The organism is Methylobacterium sp. 001424705 (genome assembly GCF_059816145.1).
On record NZ_JCBANU010000012.1, the window covers coordinates 97145 to 113069 of the forward strand.

The window sequence follows — 15925 nt, forward strand, 5'->3', positions numbered from 1 at the left end:
TCCGAACGGGAGGGGGCGTCTGTTGCCGAACCAAGCCCCGCCGCCGCCGATGGGTTCCGGCCCGCGGCGGGCAAACCGCCGGGGTCCCGTGCGGTCAGCCGCGCTTGCGTCCGCCCCCGCCCTTGTATTTCGGCTTCTGTCCCCCGAGCCCCTGAGTCGAGCGGGCCTTCGGGCGCTCCTGCCAGACCGGAGCGCCGACCGGCAGCTCGCGGTCGGTCCCCGGCCCCATATTGTCGAGGGTCGGCTTGGAAATGCGGCTCTGCTTGGCGCCGAAGCGCCCCGCCTCCCGCTCCACGTCGCCCTGGCGGGCCATGGGATCGTCCGAGACCAGCAGCTCCGTGGCCTGCAGGCGTTTCAGTTCGTCGCGCAGGCGCGCGGCCTCCTCGAAGTCGAGATCGGCGGCCGCCGTGCGCATCCGCTTCTCCAGGTCGGCCATGACCGCCTTGAGGTTGTGGCCGATGGTGACGGCGTTCTTGGCGAACCCCGTATCGACCTGGACGTGGTCGCGCTCGAAGACGCTGTCGAGGATGTCGGCGATGCCGCGCTTCACGCTCTGGGGCGTGATGCCGTGCTCCGCATTGTAGGCGAGCTGCTTGGTCCGGCGGCGCTCGGTCTCGGCCATCGCCCGCTCCATCGAGCCGGTGATGTTGTCCGCATAGAGAATGCAGCGCGCGTCGGCGTTGCGGGCCGCGCGGCCGATGGTCTGAACCAGCGAGGTTTCCGAACGCAGGAAGCCCTCCTTGTCGGCATCCAGGATGGCCACCAGGGCGCATTCCGGAATGTCGAGGCCCTCGCGCAGGAGGTTGATGCCGATCAGCACGTCGAAGGCCCCGAGCCGCAGGTCGCGGATGATCTCGATGCGCTCCAGGGTATCGATGTCGGAGTGCATGTAGCGCACGCGCACGCTGTTCTCGTGCAGGTACTCGGTCAGGTCCTCGGCCATGCGCTTGGTCAGCGTCGTCACCAGGGTGCGGTATCCGGCCTGCGCCACCTCGCGGACTTCGCCCAGGAGATCGTCGACCTGGGAGCGGGCGGGTCGGATCTCGATCACCGGGTCGACGAGGCCGGTGGGGCGGATGACCTGCTCGGCGAAGACGCCGCCGGTCTGCTCCATCTCCCACTTGGCCGGCGTGGCCGAGACGTGGATCGATTGCGGTCGCATCGCGTCCCATTCCTCGAACCGCAGCGGGCGGTTGTCGAGGCAGGAGGGCAGGCGGAAGCCGTACTCGGCCAGGGTCGCCTTGCGGCGGAAGTCGCCCTTGTACATGCCGCCGATCTGCGGAACCGTGACGTGGCTCTCGTCGGTGAAGACCAGGGCGTTGTCCGGCAGGTACTCGAACAGGGTCGGCGGTGGTTCGCCGGGCTTGCGCCCCGTGAGGTAGCGCGAATAATTCTCAATGCCGTTGCAGGCGCCGGTGGCCTCGATCATCTCGATGTCGAAGGTGCAGCGCTGCTCGATGCGCTGCGCCTCGATCAGGCGGCCCATCTTCGTCAGCTCGTCGACCCGCAGCTTGAGCTCGGTCTTTATGCCCTTGATCGCCTGCTGGAGCGTCGGGCGCGGCGTCACGTAGTGCGAGTTGGCGTAGACCTTCACGAACTTGAGGTCGTTGATCTTCTTGCCCGTGAGGGGATCGAACTCGGTGATGGATTCGATCTCGTCGCCAAACAGGCCGATGCGCCAGCCGCGGTCTTCCAGGTGGGCGGGCCAGAGTTCGATCACGTCGCCGCGCACCCGGAAGGTGCCGCGGGCGAAGTCCGACTGGATGCGCTTGTACTGGAGCGCCACGAGGTCGGCGATGAGCTGGCGCTGCTCGATCTTCTCCTCAAGCGACACCGTGAACGACATCGCCGTGTAGGTCTCGACCGAGCCGATGCCGTAGATGCACGAGACCGAGGCGACAATGATGACGTCGTCGCGTTCCAGCAGGGCGCGGGTGGCGGCGTGGCGCATCCGGTCGATCTGTTCGTTGATCGACGATTCCTTCTCGATGAAGGTGTCCGAGCGCGGCACGTAGGCCTCGGGCTGGTAGTAATCGTAGTACGAGACGAAATACTCCACCGCGTTGTCGGGGAAGAAGCTCTTGAACTCGCCATAGAGCTGCGCCGCCAGGGTCTTATTCGGCGCGAGGATCAGGGCCGGGCGCTGGGTCGCTTCGATGATCTTCGCCATCGTGAAGGTCTTGCCCGAGCCGGTGACACCGAGCAGCACCTGATCGCGCTCGGCTTTCTTCACGCCGTCCACCAGCTCGGCGATGGCACGGGGCTGATCGCCGGCCGGCTCGAACTCCGATTTGAGCGTGAAGGCGAGACCGCCCTCGGACTTCTTCGGCCGATCCGGCCGGTGCGGCACCCAGGTCTGGCCATCCCGGAACAGCGGGTTGCCTTCGGTGAGCAGGCGCGACAGCGCGTCCACGGTGGCCGAGACGCCGTCCGCGGCCAGCGAGGTCCCCTCATCATCCGCCGGCTCCACCGCCCCCAGGCCCTCCGGGACCGGTCCGTCCTCCGGCGCGCGCAGGCCCAGGGCCTGGGCGAGGCGCGGATCGACGTCGGCTGCTTCGCCATGGGCGAAGGTCGCCTGCGCGGCCTCGCCGAAGCCCATGCCGGAGGCCTTGTCCGGGACGATCGCCGGGGCCTTGCTGGAAGCCGAGAGCGCCTGGTTGGAAGCCGCGGGCGCCTTGGCACGTCCGCGCGGCGGCTTCGGCTGGCCCGGACGGGCCGGGGCCGGCGGCGCGACCGGCGGCAGGCGGTTCCGGTTCAGGGCCGGGCTGAGGAGGGCCGCCAGGTGCTCGTCGAGGGGCTGGAGCTCGGGCTTCGACGCCTTGGAATTCGGCGTCCTCGGTGCGGACGCCTTCGTTCCGGAAGCCTTTGCCCCCGCGGCCTTGGGGCCAGCGCCCTCGGCGCCCGCACGCTTGCCGTCCGAGCCCTTGCTGTCCGAGCCCTTGGAATTCCCGACATTCGTGGTCAGAACCTCCGCGTCGGGAGCTGGGTCGGACGCAGCGCGTGGCTTCTTCGGAGTCGGCATGGTGCAAGTATGGTTTCTACCGGCCGCTTGGAAAAGGGTCCGCAGCGGCCGGATGCTGCGCGCCCGTCGCTCCGCCGAGGCCGGAAACACCGCACGGGGCGATTTATCGCGCCTCGCCCTCGTGCCCGCCATCCTCGCCATGGCAACGCGGCCGAGCGCGATCCTGATCCTCTGCGATGAACTCGTTCCCGGACTCGAACCGTTCGGACGCCGCTTCATCCAGGCGCCGATCTGTCTCGTCACCGCCAATCCCGATCTCGCGACCCGGGCTCCGGGCGATGTCACCGTGGCATGCGGCCGCCTGGACGATCGGCGCTGGCTGCGCGGGCTGGCACGCTTTCACGGCCCGAGCCTGATCGTCGACCAGCGTCGCTGTTCCGAGGCCGAGCGGGCTTTCGCCTTCGCCGTCCTCTATCCCGTGCTGGCCCGGGGCGGCGTCTACGCGGTGCCGGAGCGCACGGGCTTCCGGGCGCGCCTGCCCGCCTTGAACCCGTCGGCGCGCCTCCTCGACCAGCGGCTCGCGGCCGTGGGCGGAGGGGACCGACGCCACGGCGGGTACCGGATGGTGGGCAAGCCGGATGCCGCTCCCGCTTCGATCCGCCTCCGGCCCGCGGCCGAGATCCCGGCCCCCTCGGCGATCTCCATCGATGCGCCGCCGTATCGGCGGGCCCTCGCCGAACTGGTCGGGGCGCCGCCGCGGATCGCCGACTTCGCGGCGCGGTTCTCCGGCTCCGAGGCCGTGCCCCCCGGGGCACGCGTCTACCGATTCCGGGATGCCCGCGTCTTCGGGTTCGCACTGGTTCAGGTGGGCGATGCCCTGGTCGAGGAGAGCCTCATCAACCGCGATCGCGGCGATTATCTCGGCGCCCTGACGCTGGCGCCCGACGGAACGGGTTCGGTTCACCACACCCTCCCCCATCCGCGCCGGGTGTCCGGCCGCACGGTGCATCTCTGGCAGCTCTGGGCCGAGAATTACGGGCACTGGCTCATCGAGTGCCTGCCCCGTCTCCACGTCGCCGCCCGCGCCGGTCTGCTCGACGGCGCCAAGGTCACCGTTCACGCCATTCCGGCGATGGAAACGGTCTATCGGGACTCCCTGGCGGCCCTGGGCATCGGCGCGGATCGGATCGTCTGGCTCACGCAGCGCGAGGTCGTGTTCGCGGAACTGGTCTATCCGACCCCGATCACCCGGCAGCCGATCACCAAGTCGCCCCTCGTCATCGACTCCGCGCGGGAGATCCGCCAGCGGATCGGCCCCCCGCCCGAGCCGCTGGCGGAGCGGATCTACGTCAGCCGCAACCGCAACGCGCGGCGGCGCCTCGTCAACGAGGCGGAGGTGATCGCCGTGCTGGCGGAGCGCGGCTACCGAACCGTTCATCCGGAGACAGAGTGTTTCGCGCGCCAGGTCCAGATCTTCGCCGCCGCACGCTTCGTGATCGGCGGGATGGGGGCCGCCCTCAGCAACCTCGCCTTCGCCGAGCCCGGCGTGCGCTGCCTGATGCTGACCAACCAGGACATGCTCGACGACTTCTTCCTCGATCTCGTCGGCCTCGTGCGCGGCACCTACGTTTGCATCCACGGCAGCAGCGCCGCACCGGATCTCGGGATGCAGTCCGACTACGCGATTCCGATCGACATCCTGCGAGAGACCCTCGACCGCCACGGGTTCTGACGGCGGCCGCAAAGAATCCGCCCCTCCGTTCCTCGACACCTGCGCCCGCGGAGCTAGGTTGCGCGCAGGACCGCCGCCGCATCGCGCCCCAGACCGGACAGACCGATGGATCCCGAGACTTCTTCGACAGGCGAGACGTCGCCGAAACCCGAGCTCGACGCCGACACCCTGGCCTTCGCCGCCCGGGTCTTCCAGTACGCCCGCATGGGGCACGCGGAGGATCTCGCGACACTGTTCGGGCAGGGCCTGCCGGCGAACCTGCGCAACGACAAGGGCGACAGCCTGCTGATGCTCGCCGCCTATAACGGGCAGGCCGAGGCGACGCGGGTGATCCTGGAGGCGGGCGGCGACCCCGAACTCGCCAACGACCGGGGCCAGACGCCGCTGGCCGGCGCCGCCTTCAAGGGTGACATGGCCATCGCCGGCCTGCTCCTCGCCCACGGCGCCCAGGTCGACGGCACGGGGACGGGGAGCCGGACCGCCCTGATGACCGCGGCGATGTTCAACCGCACCGAGATGGTCGCGTTGCTCCTCGCCCACGGCGCCGATCCGGATGCCCGGGACGGCTCGGGGCTCACCGCCGCCGCCCTGGCGGGCTCCATGGGCGCCGCCGACACGCCCGCGCAGCTCGCCGGGGCCGGACGCCCGGGCGCGCCGGGCTGATCGGAACCGTTCCCGTCCCAGAATCCGCTGCGGATCGCCCGGCTACGGGGCGACCGAGGTGAGGAATGCTCATGCCGAACACGTTTCGCCGCGGACTCACCGCCCTCATTCTCGCGAGCCTGCCGGGGGCGGCCCTGGCGGCCGACGACTGGCCGATGTTCGGTCGCGACCACACCAACCAGCACTTCTCGCCGCTCACCGGGATCGACCGGGGCAACGTGAAGGCCCTGCGCCCGGCCTGGATCTTCCAGACCGGCATCACCGGCTACTTCCAGGCGGAACCCGTGATGGTGGACGGGACGCTCTACGTCTCGACCACCCAGAACCACGTCGCCGCCCTCGATGCGCGCAGCGGACGGGTGCTGTGGACCTACACCCACAAGGCGCGCACGGAGAAGATCTTCGGGCCGCCCTCGAACCGGGGCGTGGCCGTCTCCGGCGGCAAGGTCTTCGAGGCGACCATGGACGGGCGGATCATCGCCCTCGACGCGGCCACCGGAAAGGTCCTGTGGGACCACGAGGCGGTACGCCCGGAGGAGGGGGAATCGGAGACCGCCTCGGCCCTGGCGCACACGCTCGGGGCCGGCACGGTCCAGGGGTCGAGCCGGCTCGGCTTCAAGATGCCGCCCCTGGTGGCCGACGGCCTCGTCATCGTCGGCGTCGCCGGCGCCGGCTACGGCCTGCACGTGGAAGACGCCAAGGGCGGCCTCGACGGCGGCGCGGTGGTGGGCATCGAAGGCGGCTACGGCCGCCGCGGCTGGCTCGCGGCCTACGACGCCGCCACGGGGGCCGAGCGCTGGCGCTGGTACGTGACCAAGTCGGACGGCTGGGAGGGCGCCTTCTCGGCGACCACGCCCGACGGGGTGCCGCTGCACCGGGACATCGCCGCCGAGAAGGCCGCCGCCCCGGCCCACCCGGAAGCCTGGCGGGTCGGGGGCGGCTCGCTCTGGATGACGCCGGCCTACGACCGGGATCTCGGGCTGATCTACGTCGGCACCGGCAATCCGGCGCCGCAGAATTTCGGCCTCTCGCGCCCGGGCGACAACCTCTACACCATGAGCCTCGTCGCCCTCGACGTCCGTACGGGGCAGTTGCGCTGGTACTATCAGCAGGTCCCGCACGACGAGTGGGGCTACGACGTGGCGAGCCCGCCCTTCCTCCTCGACCAGCCGACGCCGCAGGGCCCGGTCAAGGCCGTGGCGCAGGGCTCGAAGACCGGCTGGCTCTACGTCCACGACCGCATGACGGGGAAACTTCTGGCGAAGTCCGAGCCGCTGATCGCCCAGAAGAACCTCTACGCGCCCCCGACCGAAACCGGAACGGTGGTCAGTCCCGGACCGCTCGGGGCGATCTCCTGGCACCCGGTGGCCTACGATGCGCAGCGGGGGACCGCCTTCGCCCAGGTCCGGCACGGAGCGACCACCTACGTGGTCCGAACGGTCCCCGCCTCGGGCGACCGGCCGGCGATCCGCTACACCGAGACCACCGAGGCCAAGGGCGAACCGAGCTTCAGCACCCTGACGGCGGTGGACCTCGCCCGGGGCGGCGCCATCAAGTGGACGGTGAAGGGCGGCAGCCGGCTCTCCGGCGGCACGCTGGCCACCGCCTCGGGCCTCGTCTTCTCCGGTGAGGAGGACGGCCATCTCGACGCCCACGATGCCGAGACCGGTGCGATCCTGTGGCGCTTCCAGTGCGGCGCCGGCATCGGCGGCCCGCCCATCACCTACGCCCTCGACGGCCGGCAGTACGTCGCGGTGGCGGCCGGCGGCGCCTCCTTCACCAAGGGGTCCGGCTTCGGCACCGGCGACGCCCTCGTGGTCTTCGCACTGCCGGATTGAGAACCTGGCCGCTCCACGGCCGATGTGAGATGACGGCGCGGGCGGCGCAGGGCTTGCGTGCGCCGGTCCAGCGCAACCAGAGACCCTCTCCTCCATGACGACCGACGCCTCCGCATCGCGCCAGCCCGACGACCGCGGCCCGCCCGTGGTGCGCACCATCGCGATGCCCGCCGACACCAACCCGGCCGGGGACATCTTCGGCGGCTGGCTGATGGGCCAGATGGATCTCGCGGCCGGCAACATCGCCGCCCGGCGCTCCCGGGGCCGCTGCGCCACGATCTCGGTGGAGGCCATGACCTTCCACCGACCGGTCATCGTCGGCGACGAGGTGAGCATCTACGCCTGGATCGTGCGGGTCGGCCGCACCTCCATGGGCATCCAGGTGGAGGTCTGGCGCCGGGAGCGCGAGGGCGAGGAGACCATGAAGGTCACCGAGGGACTCTTCACCTTCGTGGCGATCGGCCTGGACCGCCGGCCCCGGGTGATCCCGCCGGAGCCCGAGACCGCCGGGGCGTGAGCCGTCCCGGCCCCTCCCGCCGGGCCGTCCTCGGCGGCGGCCTCGGCCTCGCCGGGAGCTCCGCCCTGGCTGCGACGCACGGGCTCGCCGCGGGGCCGTCCTGGGCGGCCGACAGCCTCCAGGCCGCCGCCGCGCGCACGGGCGTCGCCTACGGCTCGGCGGTGAACGGCGTCACCCTGCGGCAGGACCCGGCCTACGGGCGCGCCCTGGCTCGGGAGGCCGGCATCCTCGTGTCCGAGAACGCGATGAAGCTGACCTATGCCTGGCGGGCACCGGACAGCCTCGATTTCACCTACGCGGACGAGGTTGCGGCCTTCGCGGAGGCCAACCGCCAGCGCCTGCGCGGCCACACCCTGGTCTGGCACGAGGGCCTGCCGGCCTGGGTCGGCGAACGGCTCTCGGCGGGGGAGGGCGAAGCCTTTTTGCGCCGCTGGATCGGCGCCATGGCCGGTCGCTATCGGGGGCGGATCGAGGCCTGGGACGTGGTCAACGAGATCTGCGGCCCCCAGGACGGGCGCCCGGACGGGCTGCGGCGCACCCCGTGGCTCGCGGCGCTGGGGCCTGCTTACGTCGATCTCGCCTTCCGCATCCAGCACGCGGTCGCACCGGACGCCGCCGGGGTCTGGAACGAGAACGATCTCGAACTCGACGCGGACTGGATCGACCAGCGCCGCGCGATGGTGCTGCGGACCCTGGAGGGGATGCGCCGCCGCGGCGTGCCGATCCGCCGGCTCGGCCTGCAGGGGCACCTCTACGCGAAACACCCGCTGAACCAGGACAAGCTGCGCACCTTCCTACGCGAGGTGGCCGGCCTCGGGCTCGCCATCGAGGTCACGGAACTCGACGTCAACGATCGGACCTACCCCGCCGACCTGAATGCCCGCGACCGGGCGGTGTCCGACCTGGTCCGCCGCTTCCTCGACGTGGTCCTGGACGAGGCGGCGGTGCTCAACGTCCTCACCTGGGACATCACCAACCGGAACACCTGGCTCAACGCCAACCCCGAGCGCCGGCGCCCCGACGGGCTGCTCCAGCGTGCCCTGCCGCTGGATGAGCACCTCGCGCGCACGCCGCTCTGGTCGGCGATGCGCCGGGCCTTCGCCGATGCGCCGGACCACCGGCAGACGCGGGACGCCTTGCGCGGCGCCTGAGCCCCTGGAATCTGTCTTGTCGTCTGTCGTTTCGGCATAATCGGTTTTAGCTGAGCCCCGACAGATCCTAGCGGGGCACCATCCGCGCCTGCTGCGGTCGCTCACCGGCGTGCTGGCGCAGGAAGGCCGCCATCTCGGCGAGCTCGGGGGCCTTCGACCGGAAGGTCACGGAGAGCGCCAGTAGGGTGTCGGCATGGTCGAGCCCCGCATAGATCCGCTCCTGCACCGGTACGCGGGCAGCGCGCAGCCGCGCGGCGAGGCTGCGCGTGTTGGAAGGGCGCACGGTGGTGTCGCCGTCGCCGGAGGCGAGGAAGGCCGGCGGCGAGTGCGGGCCCGCGAAGGTGATGGGCTGGGTCGCCGCCGTGTCGGGCGCCTCGCCGAACAAGTCCGTGGCGGTGCCGGCATCCAGCGGCAGGAAGTCGTAGGGACCGGACAGGCCCGCCACCGCCCGGATCACCCGCGGATCGACGCCGGCCCGGCGCAGGTAGGACGGGTTGAGCGCGAGCATCACTGCATTGTAGGCGCCGGCCGAATGCCCGGCGAGGACCACCCGGCTCGGGTCGCCCCCATAGGCGGCGATGTTCCGCTCGACCCACGCCAGGGCCTGGGCCCCGTCGTCGAGGAAGTCCGGGAACCGGACCTCCGGATAGAGCCGGTAATCCGGCAGGACGGTCACGAAACCCTGCGCCGCGAGGGCCTGTCCGACGAAGGCATAGTCCTCCTTCGCGCCGTTCTTCCAAGAGCCACCGTAGAAGAACACCAGCACGGGGGCGCCGGTGGGGCCGGCCACGGGGGTGAAGACGTCGAGGCGCTGGCGCGGGTGGGCGCCGAACGCGGCGTCCTTCAGGCTGATCCGTCCGCCCTGGTCCCGGGGACCGATCGCGTCGAAGAAGGCGAGGGGGGAGCAGGCCGTGATGCCGAGCGCGACGAGCGCGAGTCCGGCGAGGCTGGCAAGGACGGCAAGAACCCGGGTCATGCATCTCTCTGTTGGGGGGCGAGCCCCCTGTGACAGGGCCGGCGCGGCGGATTCATGGCGCGAATGCAATTCATGGCGCGAGGTCGATTTGTGGCGACCTGTCGCGTCGCGGTGCGATGCGGGTCCTCAGGTTCTTGGCGTCCCGATCAGGTTCTGAGGACGAGGCAGGCGCCGCCCACCTGCCGGATGCGCCCGCACAGGCCGTCGGCGGCCTCCCGGCTCTGGGCCGGGATGCGGATGCGGTAGAAGGCGCGGGTGCCCCGGCTGCGCAGGCGGGTGCCGATGATCATCGGACGAACGTCGCCGATCACGCTTGTGTAGAGCTTCCGTGTTCGCGCGAAGCTCTGCAGCGCCAGCGATTTCGAGAAGTTTCCGGCGAGCTGGATGCCCCAGGGCGCCGCCGGCCCCTCGTTTCCGCCGAGGGCGAACCGGTCGCCGCGCGACGGAATGCGCAGCGCCGCCGTCACCTTGAGGCAGCTGGTCTCGGAATTGGCCCCGAGCTCAGAAGCCGCGGCCTCGGGTTTCTTCGGTCCGAGATCCTTGGTCTCCGGCGTCTTGGTCTCCGGCGTCTTGGTCTCCGGCATCTTGGTCTCTTGCGTCTTGGTCGAACCGTCCTTCGCTTTCGGCGCGTCCTCCTCGGGCATCTCGATCGCCGCGCCCGGGCGCCAAGCCTCCGCGGGCGAGCCCGTGATCGCCAAGACGTAGTTCCGGGTCTCGGTGGGCAGGCCGCCGCTGCCCGCGAGCCAGGCCGAGACCCGGCCCGGCCCGCCGTTGTAAGCCGCCGCCGCCAGCCCGAGATTGCCGAATTGCCGGTTGAGGTCGGCGAGCAGATGAGCCGCGTGCGGGATCGCCTGCTCGGGATCGAACGGATCGGTCAGGCCGCGCTCCCGGGCCGTACCCGGCATGAACTGGGCGACGCCCTGCGCGCCCACGGGGCTCACGGCGGTGACCCGGAAGGCGCTCTCGCGCCAGATCAGGCGCGTCAGGAACGGCACCGGCAGGCCGCGGGCCTTGGCCGAGCCCTCGATGAGGCGGCACAGGGCCTGTTCGACCGTCTCCGTCGCGCCCTCGGCGGCGGCGCGAGCCGACCCTGGGGCTAGGACACCGAGGAGGAGGGACAGCAGGGCGGCGGAGAGGCGGCTAAGGGGCAAGGTCACGGTCGGGTTGTAGAGCGTGCGCGCCGACGATCAATTACAAACGCCCCCGACCGCGTCGCATCCGCGTTCGCCGATCCCGTCCGCCCACGCTATAACCCGCGTGCTGGCGAATTCCGCCCCGCTGCAGAACAGGCCTCGATGCCCGAAACGCTCCTCGACGTTCAGGACCTGTCGGTCGCCTTCCGGGCGCGGGAGCGCGAGACCCGCGCCGTGGATCGCGTGAGCTTCACCATCACGGCCGGAGAGACGCTGGCCCTCGTGGGGGAATCCGGCTCGGGCAAGTCGGTGACGGCCCTCTCGATCCTGCGCCTCCTCGACGGCAGCGCTTACCATCCGGGCGGCCGCATCCTGTTCAAGGGCGAAGACCTGCTGACCCTGCCGGAGAAGCGCCTGCGCGGCATCCGCGGCGCCGACATCACCATGGTGTTCCAGGAGCCGATGACCTCCCTGAACCCGCTGCACACGATCCAGCGGCAGATCGGCGAGGTGCTGGAGGTGCATCGCGGACTGTCCGGTCGCAAGGCGCGGGCCCGCATCCTCGAACTGCTCGAACTGGTCGGGCTGCGCGACGCCGAGCGCCGCCTCAACGCCTATCCGCACGAGCTCTCGGGCGGACAGCGCCAGCGCGTGATGATCGCCATGGCGCTCGCCTGCGAGCCCGACCTGCTGGTGGCCGACGAACCGACCACCGCCCTCGACGTGACCGTCCAGGCGCAGATTCTCACCCTGCTGGCCGACCTGCAGAAGCGCCTCGGCATGGCGATGCTGTTCATCACCCACGACCTCGGCATCGTGCAGCGTATCGCCGACAACGTCTGCGTCATGCTCGCCGGGCGCGTCGTCGAGGCCGGCCCGGTGGCGGAGATCTTCGCCCGGCCGCAGCACGACTACACCCGCCGCCTCCTCGCCTCGGAGCCGAAGGGCCGGGCCAACCCGGTTCCCCCCGATGCCGGGCGCCTCCTGGAGGCCGGCCCGCTCAAGGTCTGGTTCCCGATCCGCGAGGGTTGGCTGCGCCGGACCACCAGCCACGTGAAGGCGGTGGACGGGGTGTCCCTGCGGGTCCGGGCCGGCGAGACCGTCGGGGTCGTCGGCGAATCCGGTTCGGGCAAGACCACCCTCGGCCTGGCGCTCCTGCGCCTCACCGGCTGCGAGGGCCCCATCGTGTTCCTCGGCCGCTCCATCGCGGGCCTGCCGCCCGCCGCCATGCGCCCGATCCGACGCGACATGCAGGTGGTCTTTCAGGACCCCTACGGCTCGCTCTCGCCGCGCATGACGGTGGCGGACATCGTCGCCGAGGGGCTGGTGGTCCAGGGCGCGGTGAAGACGCGGGCCGAGCGGCAGGCGGTCGTCGCCAAGGCCCTCGACGATGTCGGCCTCGATCCGGCGACCATGAACCGCTACCCGCACGAGTTCTCCGGCGGCCAGCGGCAGCGCATCGCCATCGCGCGGGCCATCGTGCTCAAGCCCAAATTCGTCGTCCTGGACGAGCCGACCTCGGCCCTCGACCGCTCGGTCCAGGCCCAGATCGTCACCCTCCTGCGCGACCTGCAACGCGAGCGCGGGCTCGCCTACCTGTTCATCAGCCACGACCTCAAGGTGGTGCGGGCGCTGGCGAACTACGTGCTGGTGATGCAGAACGGCCGCGTCGTCGAGGAGGGCCCGGCCGAGGACATCTTCGCCTCGCCGAAGACCGCCTACACCCAGGCGCTGTTCGCTGCCGCCTTCGATCTCCAGAGCGACGCCGTCGCCGATCCGATCCCGGCCTGAGGGGAACGGGCATGCCGCGCGCCTTCCTCATCGTGCTCGATTCCGTCGGCATCGGCGGCGCGCCGGATGCCGCTCGCTACGGCGATGCCGGGTCCGATACGGTCGGACACATCGCCCGCGCCTGCGCCGAGGGGCGGGGCGACCGGGCTGGCCTGCGGCAGGGCCCCCTGGCACTCCCGAACCTGGCCCGCCTCGGCCTCGGGCTGGCGGCGATGGGCGCGACCGGCGCGGTGCCGCCCGGTCTCGCGATCCCCGGCGCCCCGACGGGCGCCTACGGCCACGCGGTCGAGGTCGCCGCCGGCAAGGACACACCCTCGGGTCACTGGGAGATCGCCGGCGTGCCGGTCCGCGAGCCCTGGGGCTACTTCCCCGTCGCGGTCCCGACCTTCCCGGCCGCGCTGACGGAGGCGCTGATCGCGCGAGCCGGCCTGCCGGGCATCCTCGGCGACTGCCACGCCGCCGGCGTCGCGATCATCGACAGCCTGGGCGCCGAGCATGTCCGGACCGGCCGGCCGATCTGCTACACCTCCGCCGACAGCGTTTTCCAGATCGCGGCGCACGAGGACAGCTTCGGGCTGGAGCGACTCTACGACACCTGCCGGATCGCCCGCGAGCTCTGCGACGCCTACCGGGTCGGCCGGGTCATCGCCCGGCCCTTCGTCGGCAGCGCGCAGGACGGGTTCCGGCGCACCGCCAACCGCAAGGACTATGCGGTCGAACCGCCCGGCCGGACCCTCCTGGACGTGCTCCGAGCCTCCGGGCGGAGCGTCGTTAGCGTGGGCAAGATCGGCGACATCTTCGCCCACCGGGCGACCGGGCAGGAGATCAAGGTTGGCGGCAACACCGCGTGTCTCGATGCCGCGCTGACGGCATTCGCGGCGCTGCCGGAGGGCGGCCTCGTCTTCCTCAACCTCGTCGACTTCGACACCGAGCATGGCCATCGCCGGGACGTGCCCGGCTACGCCGCCGAACTCGAACGCTTCGACGCCCGGCTGCCCGAGATCCACGACGTGCTGCGTCCCGGAGACCTCTGCATCATCACTGCGGACCACGGCAACGATCCGACCTGGGGCGGAACCGAACACACCCGGGAACAGGTTCCCGTGCTGGCCTTCGGCCCCGGCGTCTCGCCGGGGTCCCTGGGCCGACGCGAAACCTTCGCGGATATCGGCGCGACCCTCGCGCAGCATCTCGGGGTCGCGCGCCTCGATGCGGGGACGGGCTGGCACTGACGGACGAGAGGGGAGCACCATGCGCGACGAGGACGACCGAGCCATCCGGCAGACCATCGCTCACCGGGTCGGCGAACCGTTGGACACGCTGTCGGTCGAGGATCTCGAGGAGCGGATCCGACTGTTGCGGTCCGAGGTGGAGCGGCTGGAGGCGGCGCGGCACGCCAAGAAGGCGGCCCTTGAGCGGGCGGGCTCCCTCTTTCGGCTCTAGGGCCTCCCCCGAAGGAATCGCTTTAAAGTTACATTTCCTGCGAAGGAATTCCCGCTTTCCCCCAAATGGGGGATGAAGGCCGCCCAACCCCACGCTTGAATACTCTTCAAACCACGGGCGAGGGCGGTCATGCTGGAGAGATGGACGATGGCGCCATGGATGCGCCGGCGGGTTGCGCGACACGTGCGGCGGGGCACGAGCGATCGGATGATCGCCTGCCTGATCAATCCGGCCCCGGCGCCCTTACCCGACAGCGTCGCGCCGAGCGCGAACAGCGCCGAGTTCACCGTCCAGTATGATCTTTCGAACGTTATCCTGTTCCGCGCCCTCGCGGCGAATCGGGAGGGCAGCGGCCGGGACGCCCGGTGACCTCCGCCGTCACCGGATCAGGCTGAGGCCCGAGATCAGCCGGGCCAGGTCGACCTGGCGCGTCACACCTGTCTTGGCGAAGATCGCCTTGACCTGACCGCGAATGGTTTCCGGCCGCACGCTCTGCTGCGCGGCGAGGATCGCGATGGTGACGCCGTCCGCGATGCCCCGCGCGATCCGCGCCTCGGCCGCCGTCAGGTCGAACAGACCGGCCAGCAATTCGGTGCCCGGGACGGGACGCGGCAGGACCGGGGCGGCGATCATCAGGAGGGTGCCGCCACCGAAGACGTCCTGGGCCTGCCCGCGCATGGGCAGCAGGTGGAGAACCATGGCGGGATGGTCGTCGTCGGCCGGGATCGGAATGGAGCGCGCCGCCTGCGCCCGCTGACCGGCGAGCACGTCCGCCATGAGGGCGTCCGCACCGGGATGGGCAAGGGCGACCCGCTCGCGCTGATCGCGCACCACCCGCGGCACGAGGCCGGTGAAACTCGCATTGCGTTCCTGCAGGCGCCCGTGGCGTGAGAGGACGGCCGCCGGGAGGCCCAGCACCTCCAGGGCGCCCACCGCGGCGCGTGCCCGTTCCAGCTTCAGCCGGGCCGAGACGAGGGCCGCGCGGCCCAGATGCGGCCGCAGGGTGTCGAGGACCACCGTCGCGGCCTGCGGGACCGGACCGTCCGTGTAGCGCCGCTCGATGCTGAAGATCAGCGTGTCGCCGGTGGTCAGCGGGCAGGCGGTGGCGGCACCCCATCCGAGCCCGCGCGGACGCAGGAACTGCTGGATCAGGACGTCCTGCTCCAGTTCGGCCTGGGTGTAGACGTCCTGCTCGCGGATGAAGCCCGCATGGCGGGCGGCGAGAAGCTTCGCCGTGCGCTGGCCGGCGCTGCTCCAGCCCCCGGCGGCGAAATCGGCCATGACCTGATCGAGGGATTCGCTGTTGATCCAGCGATGGGTTTCAAGATCGGCCGCGATCAGGACCGTTCCCTGGGCGCCGGCGATGGCGGCGAGTCGGTCCAGGACCGCAGGCCACAGCTCGGGCAGGATCGCCGCCTCGTAGATGAGGTCCGTCAGGGTTTCGAAATCACCCTGTCCCGTCGACTCCCGCACGGCTCGTGATCCACAGCCCAAGGTTTCTACTTCGTAAATATCATGGGGGCAAAGCTTCGCGCCCGACAAGCGTCTTCGAGACGGAATCCCGTGATCTGCCCGTCGGATACGGGAAACCCGACGGGATTCGACCTCCGTGGCCCCGGGGAGGTCTCGTCAGCCGATCCCTTCGTGTTAGGGGAAGGGGAGACGGGGAACCTTCGGCCGTTACGACCGGTCCTGTCGATGCGGAGCGGGGGCGGGGAG

Annotated in this window: 13 protein-coding genes; 9 read left to right on the forward strand and 4 right to left on the reverse strand. The window is 70.9% G+C overall.

The window, feature by feature from the left end; genetic code table 11:
- Positions 1-94 precede the first annotated feature (94 nt).
- Positions 95-3022, reverse strand: a complete 2928-nt coding sequence (uvrB, locus tag AC6EUL_RS11325) for an excinuclease ABC subunit UvrB (protein ID WP_499870116.1) — start codon at positions 3020-3022, stop codon at positions 95-97.
- Positions 3023-3074: 52 nt separating this feature from the next.
- Between uvrB and AC6EUL_RS11330 the strand changes: the two genes are divergently transcribed.
- From AC6EUL_RS11330 to AC6EUL_RS11350, 5 genes are all read left to right on the forward strand, one after another.
- Complete coding sequence (locus AC6EUL_RS11330) at positions 3075-4694, forward strand: glycosyltransferase family 61 protein (RefSeq protein WP_499870118.1); 1620 nt, start codon at positions 3075-3077, stop codon at positions 4692-4694.
- Positions 4695-4799: 105 nt separating this feature from the next.
- Complete coding sequence (locus AC6EUL_RS11335; RefSeq protein ID WP_056222680.1) at positions 4800-5357, forward strand: ankyrin repeat domain-containing protein; 558 nt, start codon at positions 4800-4802, stop codon at positions 5355-5357.
- Between the two features lie 65 nt (positions 5358-5422).
- Positions 5423-7195, forward strand: coding sequence for a pyrroloquinoline quinone-dependent dehydrogenase (locus AC6EUL_RS11340; RefSeq protein WP_499870120.1), 1773 nt, complete (start codon positions 5423-5425; stop codon positions 7193-7195).
- Between the two features lie 94 nt (positions 7196-7289).
- A complete protein-coding gene (locus AC6EUL_RS11345) occupies positions 7290-7712 on the forward strand; it encodes an acyl-CoA thioesterase (protein WP_499870122.1) in 423 nt (140 codons plus the stop codon).
- Complete coding sequence (locus AC6EUL_RS11350; protein ID WP_499870124.1) at positions 7709-8863, forward strand: endo-1,4-beta-xylanase; 1155 nt, start codon at positions 7709-7711, stop codon at positions 8861-8863. Before AC6EUL_RS11345 ends, AC6EUL_RS11350 begins: the two co-directional genes overlap by 4 nt.
- A gap of 67 nt (positions 8864-8930) precedes the next feature.
- Here AC6EUL_RS11350 and AC6EUL_RS11355 read toward each other — a convergent pair whose 3' ends face one another.
- Together AC6EUL_RS11355 and AC6EUL_RS11360 are read right to left on the reverse strand one after the other, a co-directional pair.
- Complete coding sequence (locus tag AC6EUL_RS11355; RefSeq protein WP_056274759.1) at positions 8931-9839, reverse strand: alpha/beta hydrolase; 909 nt, start codon at positions 9837-9839, stop codon at positions 8931-8933.
- A gap of 146 nt (positions 9840-9985) precedes the next feature.
- Positions 9986-10996: a lytic transglycosylase domain-containing protein gene (locus AC6EUL_RS11360; RefSeq protein WP_499870126.1), complete on the reverse strand. Its 1011-nt coding sequence runs from the start codon at positions 10994-10996 to the stop codon at positions 9986-9988.
- 138 nt (positions 10997-11134) lie between these two features.
- On the opposite strand from AC6EUL_RS11360, the gene AC6EUL_RS11365 reads away from it, so the two are divergent.
- From AC6EUL_RS11365 to AC6EUL_RS11380, 4 genes are all read left to right on the forward strand, one after another.
- Entirely contained in the window at positions 11135-12763 is a 1629-nt protein-coding gene (locus tag AC6EUL_RS11365) for an ABC transporter ATP-binding protein (RefSeq protein ID WP_499870128.1), read from the forward strand.
- An 11-nt stretch (positions 12764-12774) separates the two neighbouring features.
- Positions 12775-13995, forward strand: coding sequence for a phosphopentomutase (locus AC6EUL_RS11370; RefSeq protein WP_499870130.1), 1221 nt, complete (start codon positions 12775-12777; stop codon positions 13993-13995).
- Between the two features lie 19 nt (positions 13996-14014).
- Positions 14015-14206: a DUF1192 domain-containing protein gene (locus AC6EUL_RS11375; protein WP_056222663.1), complete on the forward strand. Its 192-nt coding sequence runs from the start codon at positions 14015-14017 to the stop codon at positions 14204-14206.
- A 207-nt stretch (positions 14207-14413) separates the two neighbouring features.
- The gene (locus tag AC6EUL_RS11380) at positions 14414-14575 is read left to right on the forward strand and encodes a hypothetical protein (RefSeq protein WP_499870133.1); all 162 of its coding nucleotides are present in this window, start codon (positions 14414-14416) and stop codon (positions 14573-14575) included.
- A gap of 9 nt (positions 14576-14584) precedes the next feature.
- On the opposite strand, the gene AC6EUL_RS11385 is transcribed toward AC6EUL_RS11380, so the two are convergent.
- Entirely contained in the window at positions 14585-15679 is a 1095-nt protein-coding gene (locus AC6EUL_RS11385) for a helix-turn-helix transcriptional regulator (protein ID WP_056351115.1), read from the reverse strand.
- Positions 15680-15925 lie beyond the last annotated feature (246 nt).

Bases quoted from the DNA above. Each gene is read 5' to 3' on its own strand.
- uvrB (WP_499870116.1), bottom strand. From the start codon at position 3,022: ATGCCGACTCCGAAGAAGCCACGCGCTGCGTCCGACCCAGCTCCCGAC.
- AC6EUL_RS11330 (WP_499870118.1), top strand. From the start codon at position 3,075: ATGCTGCGCGCCCGTCGCTCCGCCGAGGCCGGAAACACCGCACGGGGC.
- AC6EUL_RS11335 (WP_056222680.1), top strand. From the start codon at position 4,800: ATGGATCCCGAGACTTCTTCGACAGGCGAGACGTCGCCGAAACCCGAG.
- AC6EUL_RS11340 (WP_499870120.1), top strand. From the start codon at position 5,423: ATGCTCATGCCGAACACGTTTCGCCGCGGACTCACCGCCCTCATTCTC.
- AC6EUL_RS11345 (WP_499870122.1), top strand. From the start codon at position 7,290: ATGACGACCGACGCCTCCGCATCGCGCCAGCCCGACGACCGCGGCCCG.
- AC6EUL_RS11355 (WP_056274759.1), bottom strand. From the start codon at position 9,839: ATGACCCGGGTTCTTGCCGTCCTTGCCAGCCTCGCCGGACTCGCGCTC.
- AC6EUL_RS11365 (WP_499870128.1), top strand. From the start codon at position 11,135: ATGCCCGAAACGCTCCTCGACGTTCAGGACCTGTCGGTCGCCTTCCGG.
- AC6EUL_RS11370 (WP_499870130.1), top strand. From the start codon at position 12,775: ATGCCGCGCGCCTTCCTCATCGTGCTCGATTCCGTCGGCATCGGCGGC.
- AC6EUL_RS11375 (WP_056222663.1), top strand. From the start codon at position 14,015: ATGCGCGACGAGGACGACCGAGCCATCCGGCAGACCATCGCTCACCGG.
- AC6EUL_RS11380 (WP_499870133.1), top strand. From the start codon at position 14,414: ATGATCGCCTGCCTGATCAATCCGGCCCCGGCGCCCTTACCCGACAGC.